Source organism: Chryseobacterium binzhouense (genome assembly GCF_007474545.1).
Classification (GTDB): domain Bacteria; phylum Bacteroidota; class Bacteroidia; order Flavobacteriales; family Weeksellaceae; genus Chryseobacterium; species Chryseobacterium binzhouense.
On record NZ_VKOG01000002.1, the window covers coordinates 83,534 to 98,700 of the forward strand.

Here is a 15,167-nt window from a genome sequence, read left to right on the forward strand (position 1 = left end):
ACAAAGATACTATTTCAGGCTCACATTCTTCATTTGTCTCATAATCCAGCTGTGTTTTTTTCTAAGATACGCAGAAGGATTTTTGGGATCGTACTTTTTAGGATTGGGCAGAACGGCTGCAATCCACGCTGCTTCAGATGTATTGAGATCTTTTGAGGATTTGCCGAAGTAATACTGTGCTGCGGCTTCCACTCCAAAAACTCCTTGTCCCATTTCTATAGAATTGAGATAACGCTCAAGAATTATATCTTTACTCCAGACTTTTTCTATTATGAAAGTATAAATTGCTTCCAGTCCTTTCCTGATCCAGCTTCTACCCTGCCAAAGAAATACATTTTTAGCGGTCTGCTGAGAAATTGTGCTTCCGCCTCTGATTTTTTTACCTTTTTCATTGTATTTCATGGCTTTTTCAATCGCTGTATAATCAAAGCCATTATGCATAAAAAATTTCTGGTCTTCCGAGGCAATGACCGCTTTTTTCACATTATTTCCCATTTCATCATAGGAAATATAATCACGCTGCAATTTTCCGTACTTTATAATGCCGCCGATCTGTGTAATGGTAATTGGAGGATTAAAAAATCTTCCCCAAACGATAAAAACCACATTCAGCAAAAGAATTATAAAAATAAATTGTTTTATCTTTTTCCACATAAGCATAAACTTGATGCAAAAATATAAAAATACTGCGAGTTACTTTAATTCATGTAAATAAGTAATTTTATCATCGGGTAAAAGTTCAGGATGAAGGATTTTAATGTAATCCTTCAATACCCAGTCGCAGCGCACAATTCCCTGTTCAAAAAAATCGTTGGCTTTTTGTTTTTCCTTTCCCGAAACACTGTATATTTTTCCCTGATTGAAAACATCCAGCTGCGCATAAAACGGATTGATTGACAATAATTCTTTTTTTGAATGATGATTACCAACATTTAGCCAGAACTGAATATTTTTTGATTTGATATACACTTCTTCAAAACTCATTGTTACAGCTTTTGTATCAGAATTATTTTTTAAAATATATTCCGCATTGGCATCAGAAATAAAATTGGCAAAAGAAGTTTTTCCTCCCGGAAGATACCAAACATCACCATACATTTCGTTAGCTAAAACTTTTGGCTTTGAATGAGAAGTCTGCGCCAGTTTTTTCAGGTTATTGTAGTTTTTTTCTATTTCTTTAAACTTTGCATCAGCCAATTGCTCTTTACCCAAGAGTTTTCCAAAAACTTTAATATACGCAGCTTTTTCCAATGGTTTCTCTTCGTTGAATTCATCTAAAAAAATCACATGAATACCATTGTTTTTCAAAACTTCATAGGCATTTTCAAAATTAGCGACATAGTTGGTGAAAACAGCATCCGGCTTCAGCGAAATGATTCTCTCAATATCATATTTTTGTTCGCTTCCTACATTCTGTATTTTTTCCTGCTGAATAAGTTTTCTAATCTTTTCTGAATAAATATATTCGGGACTTGAAATTCCGGTAATCAGATTTTCAGCATTCAGTTCTGTGACATACCCTGCCATACTTGCATTTAGCAAAATAATTTTTTTAAATGGCAGCTGGTCTTTTTTGATGGAATAATTAAAATTCCCTGATGATAATTGTAAAAAATCTGCTTCTTCTTTAAATTTGACTAATTTGGATATGGAAACAGCTTTTGTATTTATATTTTTTGTTTCTCTCTTACAGGCAATTAAAATAAAAATTGCAATGAGCATTAAAAATCTTGCTTTCATCTTTCAAAGAAAAGAAAAAAGTGCTATATTTGCAAACCTTTAAACAAGGAGAAAGGAACGGCCTCGTGGCGCAACTGAATAGCGCATCTGATTACGGCTCAGAAGGTTACAGGTTTGAATCCTGTCGAGGTCACAAGACCGACATTTGAAGTTTTTTTACTTCTTTGTCGGTTTTTTTATTTCTAATTCTTTTCTGTACAAAACTATTGACTTTATGGGTTAAAACTTTTTCATGAAGTTAGATCTGATATAATATGATATTCTTCGTCATTTAAATATCTCAATTGATTTTATCGTCAAGCTTAATCCTTCTATTCAAAGTAAAAAGAATCTTTTTATAAGGTATGGTTTTTGTCTTATATCGGTTGATCAGATAGTATTGAAACCGGTAAAATAAAAAATAATGTTGAAAAAAGGAGATAAGGTCAAATGGAAATTTCGTTATGGAGAGACCCATGGAATCATCACAAAAATTCATACCAGCGATTTTATTTTTATAAACAGGCAGAGAAGAGCATCTCAGGACAGTCCGCAATATGAGGTAATCAGCGAAAAGACGGGCAAAAGTGCTGTTCATAAAGCTTCAGCTTTAAAGAAAATTTAAATACAGATCATACCGATGAAAATAGCAACATACAATGTGAACGGCATCAACAGCCGTTTACCCGTGCTTCTAAAGTGGCTGAGAAATGCAAAGCCCGATGTTGTATGTCTTCAGGAATTAAAGGCGTCACAGGAAAAATTCCCTATTGCTGAAATTAACCAGGCAGGCTATCAGGCAATATGGCATGGTCAGAAGCAATGGAATGGAATAGCAATCCTGTCTAAAGATCTTGAAATGACAGAAGTTCAGCGTTCACTTCCTGGTAATGCAGACGATACCCAAAGCCGCTATCTTGAAGTGATTATTGACCAGATGGTGATCTGCTGTCTCTACTTACCGAATGGAAATCCTTTTCCGGGACCAAAGTTCGAATACAAAATGGAATGGATCAAGCGTTTACAAAAAAGAACAAAACAATTTATTGATATGGATCTTCCTGCCATTCTGATAGGTGATTTTAATATTATTCCGACTGAAAAAGATGTTTATAAACCTGAACGATGGAAAGATGATGCACTTTTTCAGCCGGAAGTCAGAAAAGCTTACAGCTAGCTTATGAAAAATGGGTGGACAGATTCTATCCGTACCTTATTTCCCGATGAAACGATCTATACATTTTGGGACTATCTGTACAAAGCTTACGACAGAAATGCAGGAATCAGACTTGACCATATTTTGTTGAGTCCTTATTTGAAATCAAGCCTGCTCAGAGGAGGTGTTGATAAGGAAGTTCGTGGCTGGGAAAAAAGCAGTGACCATGCACCTGTCTGGATCGAACTCGACAGAACATCATTATTTTAAATTTGCTGAATGGAAAAGTAGACTTTTAAACAACACCTTTTACGTAATGCTTAATTGAAAAAAATGTTTACTATTATGGAAATACTTCCAAAGTTTTGACTATACTTCTACTTATCGGAATTTCTTCATCAATCATTTATTTTATTACTTCAGATTCCTTCCTATCAATCCATAACAAGTATTTCTGTTGTATTGTTAAAACATACCTTAATAAAAAATTTTTATTAAGCTGACAATAATAACCAAGAATCATACTTGCCAATGAAGGCACAAAAAGGATAAGACCTTCCTTACCAACAAAATACTGTAGCAATAAAGCAGCAGAAAAAAATATCCATCCGGATAGAAAGTAATAATTTGCCAAATATAAATTTCTGTACTTAGGATCGTTCTTTCTGTAAGGAATAACGATAAAACTGATGTGGGCAAGAATTGAACCTGTTAAAATATCAATAAAATGATGCTGATAGGTAGTCAGAGTTGAAATCCCCAAAAGAATCAGCCAGATCATTAGGTGAATTCGCCATTTGGACAGATTTTTAAATACCGTCCAAAATATAAATGCAAAAGCAATATGTAGTGATGGTGACTGATTAAAGGGAGAGTCAAATGCCTTTAAGAAAGAAAAAGGCAGCTGTAAAATGCGGTTAGACACCTCTGGTTTCGCATACGAAAATTGTAATGGCAACGCTATAAAAAATATTCCTGCTACAAAAGTTACAAATAGCATGCGCCATGTTAATATTTTAAGCTGGTATGTACTTTTACAAGAAAAAAATGCAACGCAGAAAAACAAACCGCTTGCCATGTAAGGAATAATCGACAGAGGCACAAAAGGAATGAACCTTTCAAAATAAAAAGTAAATGACGGAACCTGATCTAAAGAAACAGCATACCAGGTAGAAAAATTGTAAACAACCATAAATGTAAGTGTACAGATCGTTAATGCAAATGCTTGCTGTCTGAGTTTCAATTTTTTTTCTGTCATATATCTTTATACTACGGTGATTATTCAGATTTAATTAACATTATCAAAAATGATACTAAATTACCGTAACTGTTCTGATAGGTGAGCTATGCCATTACACGCCGCTCTTAATTTTTGATGATTGTGCAAACAAACAGATTATTAATTCTGTGTATATGCAACCAATTTGCAAAAACAGACTGCACTATATGCGTTATGACTTAAATCATATCCATATTATTTTATTAAGTCTAGCTTTACAAATCACAACTGCTCATCATTCAATCAGATCATATTGCTTTTAGTAGAGCTGGAAAAAATTTCCATTTCAATTTGTGACCAAACTTATGCAAAATATTATATGTTTCAGCCATTTACACTGGGATTTCGTGTACCAGCGCCCTCAACATCTGTTAACAAGATTTGCCAAGAAAAATCGGGTTTTTTATTTTGAAGAACCAAGAAAAGCAAATTCGGATTTTTACGAAATAGATCTTCAGGATGGCGTTTCGATAATTAAAATCTTTCTCAGCGAGGAAGGAGACAATATTAATTTACGCCTGGAAAAGCTGGTTAGCCAAGTTCTTACAGATCACAACATTAAAACATATTTGTGTTGGTATTACACACCTATGGCTTTGGAATACACGTCACATCTCAAACCTCAAGTAACTATCTATGACTCTATGGACGAGCTTTCTGCATTCCGTTTTGCACCGCCTCAATTGCTGGATCTGGAAGAGAAACTGTTCAAAAAAGCTGATGTGGTGTTTACCGGAGGTCATACCCTTTATCAGGCAAAGAAAAACCGCCATCATAACATCCATCCTTTTCCAAGCAGTATAGACAAACAGCATTTCAAAGCAGCAAGATATTATACGGAAGATCCTGACGACCAGAAGCACATTGCCAATCCCAGGTTTGGTTTTTTTGGCGTCATTGATGAGAGGTTCGACATCGAATTGTTAAAAGAAATCTCTACAAAAAAACCAGACTGGCAATTTGTGATTATTGGTCCGGTTGTGAAAATTGATGCCAACGATCTTCCGAGAGCAGAAAACATTCATTATCTAGGATCAAAAAAATACGGACAGCTTCCAGATTATATCAGCCAATGGGATATTGCTATGATAATGTTTGCCATCAATGAATCTACCGAGTTCATTAGTCCTACAAAAACACCAGAATATCTCGCAGCGGGACTTCCTGTGATCTCAACCCCGATAAAAGATGTTATAAAACCATACGGGGAAGAAAATCTGGTTTACATTGCCAAAGATGCTGAAACTTTCATTAATTACGGAGAGGAAGAGCTGGCTAAAACGTCAAGTAAAGATTGGATGAAAAAAGTCGACCTTTTTCTTGCGAATGAATCCTGGGATAGCACGTTTGAAAAAATGAATCATTTAATTAACAATGTTAAAAAAAACAACGGAATATATGTATGATTTTCTAATTATTGGCTGTGGTTTTGCGGGTTCGGTCTTGGCAGAAAGATTAGCTAAAGAAGGAAAAAAGATTCTGATTGTTGACAAAAGGAATCACATCGCAGGGAATGCTTACGATTATTATAACAAAGAAGGCATACTGATCCATAAGTACGGACCGCATATTTTCCATACTAATTCCGAAGATGTCTTTAAATATCTAAGCAAATTCACAGAATGGCGCCCGTATGAACACAGGGTTTTAGGAAGTGTTGACGGACAGCTCGTACCGATTCCGATCAATCTCACAACAATCAATAAGCTCTACGGAAAAAATCTAACGTCTGATGAGGTTGTAGATTTCTTAGCTTCAAAAGCAGAATTACGCAAACCTGTTTTAACTTCAGAAGATGTCGTCCTGAATGTTGTCGGAAAAGAACTTTATGAAAAATTCTTCCGTGGTTACACCAAAAAACAATGGAACCTGGATCCTTCAGAATTGGATGCTTCGGTTACCGCCCGAGTTCCGACAAGGACTAACAGCGATGACCGCTATTTTACTGATTCTTTGCAGGCAATGCCAAAAAATGGTTATACTGAAATGTTTCAAACAATGCTTTTGCACGAGAATATTCACATTATGTTGAATACAAACTATAAAGACATTGTGGATATTATACCTCATAAAAAGCTGATCTATACAGGACCAATCGATGCTTATTTTGACTATCGGTTTGGGAAATTGCCTTACCGATCAATTGATTTTATATTTGAAACTCTGGATCAGGAAAGTTATCAGCAAACCGGAACCATCAATTATCCCACATCCAATCTTTACACAAGAATAACGGAGTTTAAACATCTGACCGGACAAAAGCATCACAAAACAGCGATTGTTTACGAATATCCGACTGCGGATGGTGATCCTTATTACCCAATTCCAAGAAAAGAAAATCAAGAAATTTATAATAAGTACAAAAAATTGGCTGATGAAACAGAGAATGTTTATTTCACAGGTCGGTTGGGAACTTATAAATACTACAATATGGATCAGGTTGTAGCACAATCATTGGCATTATTCCGAAAGATCATCAAAGAAGAAGATGCAGCACAGCAGTAATTCTACCAACTTTAGAAATCCTTTTCAATCCTTTCTTATGGGCGGTTTTGAATGTGCGGATCATCAAAATGCTTTTGGTGAACGCATTGACCTTATTGAACTGACAGGTCACAACCGTTTCATACACGAAGACTACCAAAGACTTTCTAAGATTGATATTAAAACGGTTCGAGAAGGAATACGATGGAGTTTTATAGAAAAGATGCCATTCAAGTATGATTGGACACAAGTTGAAGAGATCATTGCCGCTTCCAAAAATAACGGCATCCAGGTTATTTGGGATATTTGCCATTTTGGTTTTCCGGACGATTTAACCCCTTTGCATCCGATGTTTGCCAGAAGATTCTCACATTTATGCAGAGCTTTTGTCATTAAATATCGAAGTTTGGTTCCTGAAGGCGAATTAATTATCACGCCCATTAATGAAGTCAGTTTTCTTTCGTGGCTAGGTGGTGAAGCCAATGGCACAAGTCCCTACTGCGTTAATCAAGGTTGGGAAGTGAAGTATATGCTAATGAAAGCCTATATTGAAGGAATAGAGATGATGAAAGAAGTAGATCCTACAGTTAAAATTATGACAACGGAGCCTTTAATTAATATTGCTTCGCAAGATCCGTCAAATTTAATCTCAGTGCTGAAAGCAAACGAAAAAAATCAGGAACAATTCCAGGTTTTAGAGATTCTGACAGGAAAAATATGTCCTGAACTGAGAGGAAAACCAGAGTATCTGGATATTATTGGAGTTAATTTTTATTTTAATAATCAGTGGACATTTCCAGTCCATCAATTTATTCCGTGGAACGAAACACCAGCTAACCCATACTGGCGAAGTCTTCATTCATTAGTTGAAGAAGTATTTATTAATTACAAAAAACCAATTGTATTGTCGGAAACCAGCATTCCTGAAGATGACAGATACGATTGGCTGAAAATGATTACAGAAGAATGCTTAACCATTCTTAAAAGCGGTTTACCATTATACGGTTGCTGCATTTATCCAATAATAGACCGCCCTGATTGGGATTTCCCGAACAATTGGCATCACAGCGGACTTTGGGACATTCCCGATCCCGAAACCTTAGAGCGAAAAATTCATAAGGAAAGTCTTTCAGTTTTGCTGGAATTTCAAAATAATATTACGATATTAAATCAGAAATCTTTATTTGATAAAACTAAAATTTATAATCTTATTTAACATGAGTTCGGGATAAGAATAAATAAATTCATGATACAAAAAGTAGAAAAAATTAGCATATTTAAAGTATTGAAATTCAAATATTTAATTAAAATTCCTGCTATGATTGATAAAAAAAGTAAAAAAACTCTGACCAAAATAAATTAATGTGTGTTAGCTTTTATTACAAAGAAACACCTTTTATATTGACTTCCGAATTCCAGTTTATTTTATAGAAAAAAGCATGTATTGTATTAAACCTTTTTATATCGGTATTCGTTTTGCTTTATATACAACATCACCAAATAAAAATATTATATGTTAGCAATGAATTTCCGCGGACCTTTCCGCGTTCGCGCAGACCGCAGCGTGCCCGAACCTCAAATAGAACATCCTGAAGATGCCATTGTGCGGGTGTTAAGATCATGCATTTGCGGATCAGATCTCCATCTTTATCATGGGCTTGTTCCTGATACACGTACAGGCACTATCTTTGGACATGAATTCATCGGAGAAGTGGTTGAAGTTGGCTCATCAGTAGAAAAACTGAAAGTGGGCGATAAGGTTATGGTACCTTTCAACATTTCATGTGGTAAGTGTGCTTTTTGTAAACAGGAACTTTATGGCAACTGTCACGAATCTAATCCAATGGCAACAGCAGTAGGCGGCATTTTTGGTTATTCCCACACGGCAGGAGGCTATCAGGGCGGGCAGGCAGAATATGCACGTGTTCCTTACGCAGATGTTGGTCCAACCGTAATTCCTGACTGGATGGATCCTGATGACGCAGTACTTCTTACTGATGTTGTACCTACCGGCTATCAGGCGGCAGAAATGGCAGGCATTCAAAAAGGCGATACGGTAGTAATTTTCGGTGCAGGACCGATTGGCATTATGGCCGCCAAATGTTCATGGCTTTTTGGCGCAGGAAGAGTAATCGTCATCGACCATCTGGAATATAGACTTGATTTCGTAGCAAAATATGCCCAATGTGAAGCGTATAATTTTAACAGTATCGGCGATCCGGTAGTTTTTATAAAAACACAAACGGATTCTTTGGGTGCTGATGTTTGCATAGATGCCGTGGGCTGTGAAGCAAAAGGAAATTTGATGAATACAGTTTTGGGAACAAAGTTACTTTTACAGGGTGGTTCTACAACGGCGCTTCATTGGGCAATTAATTCTGTAAAGAAAGGCGGCATTGTTTCTATTGTAGGCGTTTACGGTCCTACAGACGCTTTGGTTCCGATAGGAAACGTAGTAAATAAGGGTATTACGATCCGGGCTAACCAAGCAGCTGTGAAACGTAATCTGCCAAAGCTTATTGAGCATGTAAAAAACGGTATTCTTGACCCTAAGCAAATCATTACTCACAGGGTTCCACTGGAAGAAGTAGCAGAAGCCTATCATATATTTTCACGCAAACTTGATGGCTGCATAAAGACCGTGCTTATTCCGCCAACGGCTTAATAAATTTTAACTAAAAAATTGAACAACATGCTTACAGACGAAACAAAACCCTCCGATTTTAAAAAAAGTGAAGAGACAGATTACAGTCATATAAAAGGTTGGGGAATTGATGCCGATCCTGAAAATGATCCCGTCTACCCTATGAAAAAACGTACTGATGAAGAACACGAAGGATATGCCTGGGAAAGACCCGAACAGCAATCTGAAAATGTTGAGATTCTGAAGTCCGTAGAGCGCCCCAATCTAACCGCTGCTTTCGGAACTGCATCACCACCAAAAGGTCTCAATGGAGAAATTAGAAAATTTGCCTTTAAATATAGTGAATCCAGCTATGGAAGATGGCTACCTCTTGTACTGGCAGACCGTGTGGGTGCATTGGAAGGAATTATTGACGACTTAAAAAAAGGTCATTTACCAAACATTTTTGCCGAACGTGGTTGGGGAGCCGAATGGAAACACAATAGAAAGAACTTTCTGCTAAAGATTTTTGCAGCAGCAGTAGTCACTACCGTTGCCGTAAAGATACTATCGTCGAAAAAAAATAGTGCTGACTGATAAAATATTTATGAAATCCGCCTTACAATTGTGAGGCGGATTTTTATTATATCTAAGGCATTTTCTTTTCAAAACAATGCTCTAAAACTGAATCTAATTCTATGATTTACAGTCTTGACTGATATTAATATGTTTAATTAATACCTTGAAAAACATCTCACAATTTATTAAAAATGAAGCATCTGGTTTTATTAATTTTCAGTACATTGTAATTTTTGCCATACAATAAATCATTAATATATATTTTACATCGTTATTAATTTAAAAAAAATCTACAGAAATACATAAGCCCACAATCAAAAGACTTTCATTCTTCGACTGTGGGTTTATATCAAATTAAAATAGTATTTATTACCAGACAAATTCACATGGTAAATCTCTTTCTGCAATTACTCTGCGTGATTTTGTCACATACAGCCTCAGAAAAGCTCCCCCCGGAATATGATAAATGTCTTTGCCATAAATTTTAACTGCCATTGTACCACCATATTTATCAAAATTATAAATAACGATCTGTTGTTTCGGATAGATTTCTTTGAAATTAACAACCATTTTAATTTGTTCTCCAACAATATGAATCAGTCGGTTTCTGTCATCTACATCCAGATAACCAGAAGGATCAATCTCGTATTCGTGGGGATCTAATCTGATTGCATATTCAGATTCATCGTTCACAATTTCATCTCTGAGACTTGCTACATTACCATTGGGAATAAAGATGGTGTCGGGTCTTTCCTCTTCGGATTTGAAGTTTTTACTGGCTTTAACCGAACCTTCTACTGTCAATTTATCCTCCTTATTAGATTCTCTTCCCATTCCGAAGAGTCTTGTATCTAAATTAAAGTTCAGCCCGTCAAAATTACCGTAAAGTGAACCATATTTATAAAAACTCTCTTGCTTGGCAGAGACAAATCTTTCAGTATTACGATCGACCATCCCCGATTCACCTCCGAAATAATCATCTGCAATGAGTAAACCTGCACCTGTATTTACAGTAAAGTCTGAATTGAGCTGCAGACCGTATTGAGCCATATAATTCCATTGCTGAATATTCGTTGATGTAAAATCTGCCTGTGTCCAGAATTTATACCACGAAGTTGTCCATTTCCCATCAATTCCTTTTCTAATTTTCAGCATCGGAACACCCGAACCATTCACACCATTCTGATTTGCAAATGCCAGCTGATATGATGAATCTCCTGTAGAGGCAGATGTTCCGTCCCAAGGAGCAAAAGTCATTATACCGGCATAATTTCCTGACGCTCCTAATCCAGCGCTTGTTGCATTTGCAAAATCAAACCTTACTCTTTTAGGTGTTGAATTCGGAGCGATGTCATCCGGGTTTCTTGAACCGTCTCTTGATGTTACAAAAAAGTTGGTAAGTTTTACAGAATTATTTCCGCTGATCGTTAATTGTTGCCCTCCTTCACTTTCAGAATTGGTGATTAATTCAATCTGATTCTTGTTTACCGCATGAGTTCCTAAAGTTCCGTTGGGAATTACAGGACTTTGCGAAAAAGTATTGGTACTGGTAAAAGTCTGAACACCATTCAGTGTAGCATATACTCCACTTAGTTGAGAATTTAAAGATGACTGTGTTACGTAAATTGCCGGATTAAAATTACCTGTGTGTAAGAGTTTAACCCATGAAATCCAGTTACCAGCTGTTTGTGATCTAAGATATATGTCATTGGTTCTCCAGTCTCCATATAATTGTGTAGTCCATGCAGAACTGTAACTTAAGGATAATAAACTACCATCCATAGTGCCGGAAGGTCTATTACTGCCCCCTAGATAATTAGTCTGCGTACCTTCGCTTACTAAATTAGCATCAGATATAGATTTTGATGATAAATAAACATTATTAAGCCCATCAGTGATACCATAACCAGCTAATGTAGTTGGTTTTGAAGTTAATGATGCAAAAGTGTGCGTATGATTTACTGAAGCATATTCTAATGGATTAAAATTTCCCGTATGAAAAATTTTATTCCAGACACCCCATGTATTGTTATAATTTTGAAAAAATAAATTATTACTGGATTGTACTAATCTGAATGCTGTATTATTATTTCCTGAATTATCACTATAGGGTACAAAAGTCATACTTGCGCTATAAGTACCTACAGGAAAATTATTCAGTTCAATTGCTGAATTTGACTTAAAATCAAACCATACACCGGCTTTTATATCAGTTGAAGGTAACGGATTTGTATTTCTTGTATCAACGCTTCTTACAGAGTTGACATCACCTCCTAATACCGCTTGTCTTGGTACATCTGTAATACCATATCCTGATGCTGTAGTTGGCTTAGATGTTATTTGGGAAAATGCATGAGTATGTCCTGATAATGAATAATTGTTGGAATCTAAACTACCATCCGCTTTTAAAAATTGGGCGGCAGTACCGCCCAATACCCTATAGCCTTTGGAGGTGTTATAGTATGCATATTTAATATCCATGTTAAATATCTTTACGGGTTACTGTTATAGCTACAGTGTTTGGTAAAGCAGAATCAAATTCAATATCGATTTTATTCGGATCTGTTAATTTTATTCTGCCGTCGATTTTGTAAAATGTTACTGTATCGTACATTGCAACGTCTACGTTTCTGGTACCTAAGTTGTGTACCACACTTGCAGTTCCTGAAATGGAAGTACTGTATGATTTCACAGAATTATTTCCGGCGATAACTCTACCTTTAGAATCTACTGTAACCGCATCGTAAGTTCCCGCTGTCACTCCTGTTGCAGCTAATGTTAAAGCTGAAGTAACGTTGGCAGAACCGTCAAAAGAAACATTCCAAGTTCCGTCGCCCGTAGCAGAAATTGTTCTCGGAGTTGTTAGTTTTGCAGATGATCCGGTGGTATTGATTGCCGCAGTTCCCGTTAATAATGTTGCCGGAACAGCAGTGACAGGAATGGTAACATTTCCGGAACCGTCAATGTTTTGTGCTGTGGAGGTAATTCCTGATAGGGCGATGCTTCTAGCTGTAGTCCATTTTGTAGCAGAAAGAACACTTTTGGTTGCATCTGCCGTGTTATCAACATTACTTAAACCTACATGAGATTTATTTAAAACCACAACACCTGTTAATCCGTTTACAGAATCTACAGCTCCGGAAGTAATATAAACGAACGTAGTTCCCGTCCATCGGTACGTTTTGTTGGTATCAAGCGAAACATAAATTTTCCCTGTTTCAGCAGCAAGAAGGTTTGTATACGCAGCTTCTCTATAAAATTTTCCGTCTGCAGCTTTATAATATCCTTCTAAAACGTCATCTACATACGATGGTAATTGCGTTGCAGGAACCTGCCCCGATGCATCCAGTGTAGCAACTCCATTCGCTGTACCCTTTTGCGATACCGGAATATAATTAGCCAGATCCGCAGCTGTTGGCAAAGAACCTAAAGATACCGTAATTCCGTTAGCAGTTTGGGTAATTCCTGTAACTACATTTCCTGTACCTGAAGTGGTAACCGGCAAAGAGAATGTAGTTCCCGACAATGTCAAACCATTTCCTGCGCTGTAAGTGGTGTCCGTGGAAGCTAAAGTAATGGTATTCCCTGCCTGACTGATTGCCATATTAGAACCTGCAGCAAGCGTAATATCTCCCGAAACCAGAGAACCTGATGCACCTCCTTTTAAACGGGTAATCGTATCGGGCGTTGTGAATGATCTGTTTGCCGACAAATCATAAGCTGTACCGTTAATGGTTAATGTCCGTGTTTTGGGTACAAAATCTGAGGGATTCAAATTTCCATCATGCCAAAACGTACTGATTGACCTTGTGCCGCCGCCGGCTGTTAAAACTTCGCTGTCTGTTTTTCCTTCAATTTTGTAACCGACAGAACTTCTGTAATAAGCGTATTTAATGTCCATAATTATATTTTTTTAATGGTTAACTGAATCATATTTGGTGGGATAGAATCGAATAGCACGTCAATAGTATTTGTGTCTATTCTTTTTACCTTAAGAGGCGTTGTAAACATGGTAACTGTATCGTAAGCATCAATGATAAAACTTAATGTATCGAGATCATGTTTTATTCGGGAGTCTCCCCTTACTCTTTCTTCATGTTTAATTTTTTCGGGATCAGCTGTTTCTATTTTTTTAATCTTATCATACACCAAATCGTTAAACTGATTTTGATAAGTAACTGAACCCCAGTTTGAATAATTTCCAATAAGACTGATTTTATCGTCTGAACTATTTCCGATTCCAGTTTCTTTAAGCAATTCTATCTGCTGCCTGTTTTCTTTGATGTAGTCTACTATTTTTTGTAATTCATCAAGATTTACATCATTGGAAATCAGCATTGCATTAATTCTGGCAATATCAGCAAGCATTTCATCATCTTTTATTTGAAATGCATTCAGAATCTCCCGGATCTGCTCTTTTGTATAGACATTTCCTGTCTCCTGGTTGCCATCAACAGTTGCTGCTAAATGTATTTTTAACTTTTCTTTCCATTCCTCTACATTGGCTGCAGTGAGATTTGATGCATTAAGCTTTGCCAGTACCGAATGATGCGCATTCTGATCTTCGAGATGATTAGCAAAAATTGCAGTAAAAGCTTCATTTAATCCTGTCACATCAGTCATTTTAATTTTATCATCCAAATGACGGAATGAAGAGAATGTCTGCTTAAATTGATATTCCGTAGGCATATCGCCTTCTTCAAACCAACTGAAGATCGTATTTAATGGTGTAGGTGTACTCATTTGCTTTTTGAAAATTAGATTTGACAAATTGATAATTGAGAAAATTCTCTCCCTGTTCATAAGCCAATCGCTATGAATAAAGTTTTTCTTTATGGTTTTGGATTAATTACAGAGTTATGATCAGGCAACCCTGTTTTTTTAAAAATATTTTGCGATCAACAGCAAAACTTTACATTTTATCTGCAATAATTTATGCCCAATTTCTTAACATAATACTTTTTGCAGTCAATGACTATCCGAATTTTGAGAGTTCAAATTTGATCATTATTTTGTTCTTATAAAAGTTTTTTTACCCTCTCATCCTGTAGTTGCAGTAGTCTTTACTTTTATGAAAACAGGATGATCTCGTTTGTAATTACCGTTTGCAAAATTCCTCTTTTTTAGACTTATCTGAAAGTTTTTTGGTCTCTGTATTCCGTAGTTGCAGTAATCTTAACTCTTTTTAATATGCATCAAAAGTTAAGTAGAGGATTTGAAATAAGTTTAAACTTAATATTCTTTAAATAGAAAAATATTTCAGAAATATGGCTTTGAGATAAACTTAAGCAAAACACAACATTGTGTATGACTTAAAATAATTTCAC

Annotated in this window: 14 protein-coding genes and 1 tRNA gene; 9 read left to right on the plus strand and 6 right to left on the minus strand. The window is 36.1% G+C overall.

Annotated features, from left to right (window positions below; all coding sequences use genetic code 11):
- Positions 1-9 precede the first annotated feature (9 nt).
- Positions 10-654, minus strand: a complete 645-nt coding sequence (gene mtgA / locus FNE73_RS06115) for a monofunctional biosynthetic peptidoglycan transglycosylase (protein ID WP_143883900.1) — start codon at positions 652-654, stop codon at positions 10-12.
- Positions 655-693: 39 nt separating this feature from the next.
- On the minus strand, positions 694-1,740 hold the full coding sequence (locus FNE73_RS06120) for an ABC transporter substrate-binding protein (protein WP_143883901.1): 1,047 nt from the start codon (positions 1,738-1,740) through the stop codon (positions 694-696).
- Between the two features lie 59 nt (positions 1,741-1,799).
- Here FNE73_RS06120 and FNE73_RS06125 point away from each other — a divergent pair.
- From FNE73_RS06125 to FNE73_RS16830, 4 genes are all read left to right on the plus strand, one after another.
- Positions 1,800-1,873, plus strand: a tRNA-Arg gene (locus FNE73_RS06125).
- A gap of 270 nt (positions 1,874-2,143) precedes the next feature.
- Positions 2,144-2,344: a hypervirulence associated TUDOR domain-containing protein gene (locus FNE73_RS06130; RefSeq protein ID WP_143883902.1), complete on the plus strand. Its 201-nt coding sequence runs from the start codon at positions 2,144-2,146 to the stop codon at positions 2,342-2,344.
- Positions 2,345-2,359: 15 nt separating this feature from the next.
- Positions 2,360-2,896 (plus strand): exodeoxyribonuclease III, encoded by a 537-nt coding sequence (locus FNE73_RS06135; protein ID WP_228429903.1) that lies wholly within the window; start codon positions 2,360-2,362, stop codon positions 2,894-2,896.
- A gap of 3 nt (positions 2,897-2,899) precedes the next feature.
- The gene (locus FNE73_RS16830; protein WP_228429906.1) at positions 2,900-3,145 is read left to right on the plus strand and encodes an exonuclease/endonuclease/phosphatase family protein; all 246 of its coding nucleotides are present in this window, start codon (positions 2,900-2,902) and stop codon (positions 3,143-3,145) included.
- Positions 3,146-3,281: 136 nt separating this feature from the next.
- Here the strand turns inward: FNE73_RS16830 and FNE73_RS06140 are convergent, their stop codons facing one another.
- On the minus strand, positions 3,282-4,133 hold the full coding sequence (locus tag FNE73_RS06140) for a phosphatase PAP2 family protein (RefSeq protein ID WP_143883903.1): 852 nt from the start codon (positions 4,131-4,133) through the stop codon (positions 3,282-3,284).
- 326 nt (positions 4,134-4,459) lie between these two features.
- Here FNE73_RS06140 and FNE73_RS06145 point away from each other — a divergent pair, with 326 nt between their 5' ends.
- The 5 genes from FNE73_RS06145 to FNE73_RS06165 all read left to right on the plus strand — a co-directional run bounded on the left by FNE73_RS06145 (position 4,460) and on the right by FNE73_RS06165 (position 9,858).
- Entirely contained in the window at positions 4,460-5,560 is a 1,101-nt protein-coding gene (locus tag FNE73_RS06145; protein ID WP_143883904.1) for a glycosyltransferase, read from the plus strand.
- Positions 5,529-6,659 (plus strand): UDP-galactopyranose mutase, encoded by a 1,131-nt coding sequence (gene glf, locus FNE73_RS06150; protein ID WP_228429909.1) that lies wholly within the window; start codon positions 5,529-5,531, stop codon positions 6,657-6,659. Before FNE73_RS06145 ends, glf begins: the two co-directional genes overlap by 32 nt.
- On the plus strand, positions 6,643-7,854 hold the full coding sequence (locus tag FNE73_RS06155) for a hypothetical protein (protein ID WP_228429912.1): 1,212 nt from the start codon (positions 6,643-6,645) through the stop codon (positions 7,852-7,854). Before glf ends, FNE73_RS06155 begins: the two co-directional genes overlap by 17 nt.
- 306 nt (positions 7,855-8,160) lie before the next feature.
- A complete protein-coding gene (locus FNE73_RS06160; protein ID WP_228429915.1) occupies positions 8,161-9,303 on the plus strand; it encodes a zinc-dependent alcohol dehydrogenase in 1,143 nt (380 codons plus the stop codon).
- Positions 9,304-9,330: 27 nt separating this feature from the next.
- On the plus strand, positions 9,331-9,858 hold the full coding sequence (locus tag FNE73_RS06165; protein WP_143883906.1) for a hypothetical protein: 528 nt from the start codon (positions 9,331-9,333) through the stop codon (positions 9,856-9,858).
- Between the two features lie 351 nt (positions 9,859-10,209).
- Here FNE73_RS06165 and FNE73_RS06170 read toward each other — a convergent pair whose 3' ends face one another.
- From FNE73_RS06170 to FNE73_RS06180, 3 genes are read right to left on the minus strand one after another with little or no spacing between them, the layout of a single operon-like run.
- Positions 10,210-12,321 carry a hypothetical protein gene (locus tag FNE73_RS06170; protein WP_143883907.1) on the minus strand — a complete coding sequence of 704 codons (2,112 nt, stop codon included), beginning with the start codon at positions 12,319-12,321 and terminating at the stop codon, positions 10,210-10,212.
- Between the two features lies 1 nt (position 12,322).
- Complete coding sequence (locus FNE73_RS06175; protein WP_143883908.1) at positions 12,323-13,741, minus strand: phage tail protein; 1,419 nt, start codon at positions 13,739-13,741, stop codon at positions 12,323-12,325.
- A 2-nt stretch (positions 13,742-13,743) separates the two neighbouring features.
- Positions 13,744-14,583 (minus strand): hypothetical protein, encoded by an 840-nt coding sequence (locus tag FNE73_RS06180; protein WP_143883909.1) that lies wholly within the window; start codon positions 14,581-14,583, stop codon positions 13,744-13,746.
- Positions 14,584-15,167 lie beyond the last annotated feature (584 nt).

Coding starts and splice junctions, on each gene's coding strand:
- mtgA (WP_143883900.1), bottom strand. CDS start 654: ATGTGGAAAAAGATAAAACAATTTATTTTTATAATTCTTTTGCTGAAT.
- FNE73_RS06120 (WP_143883901.1), bottom strand. CDS start 1,740: ATGAAAGCAAGATTTTTAATGCTCATTGCAATTTTTATTTTAATTGCC.
- FNE73_RS06130 (WP_143883902.1), top strand. CDS start 2,144: ATGTTGAAAAAAGGAGATAAGGTCAAATGGAAATTTCGTTATGGAGAG.
- FNE73_RS06135 (WP_228429903.1), top strand. CDS start 2,360: ATGAAAATAGCAACATACAATGTGAACGGCATCAACAGCCGTTTACCC.
- FNE73_RS16830 (WP_228429906.1), top strand. CDS start 2,900: ATGAAAAATGGGTGGACAGATTCTATCCGTACCTTATTTCCCGATGAA.
- FNE73_RS06140 (WP_143883903.1), bottom strand. CDS start 4,133: ATGACAGAAAAAAAATTGAAACTCAGACAGCAAGCATTTGCATTAACG.
- FNE73_RS06145 (WP_143883904.1), top strand. CDS start 4,460: ATGCAAAATATTATATGTTTCAGCCATTTACACTGGGATTTCGTGTAC.
- glf (WP_228429909.1), top strand. CDS start 5,529: ATGTTAAAAAAAACAACGGAATATATGTATGATTTTCTAATTATTGGC.
- FNE73_RS06155 (WP_228429912.1), top strand. CDS start 6,643: ATGCAGCACAGCAGTAATTCTACCAACTTTAGAAATCCTTTTCAATCC.
- FNE73_RS06160 (WP_228429915.1), top strand. CDS start 8,161: ATGAATTTCCGCGGACCTTTCCGCGTTCGCGCAGACCGCAGCGTGCCC.
- FNE73_RS06165 (WP_143883906.1), top strand. CDS start 9,331: ATGCTTACAGACGAAACAAAACCCTCCGATTTTAAAAAAAGTGAAGAG.
- FNE73_RS06170 (WP_143883907.1), bottom strand. CDS start 12,321: ATGGATATTAAATATGCATACTATAACACCTCCAAAGGCTATAGGGTA.
- FNE73_RS06175 (WP_143883908.1), bottom strand. CDS start 13,741: ATGGACATTAAATACGCTTATTACAGAAGTTCTGTCGGTTACAAAATT.
- FNE73_RS06180 (WP_143883909.1), bottom strand. CDS start 14,583: ATGAGTACACCTACACCATTAAATACGATCTTCAGTTGGTTTGAAGAA.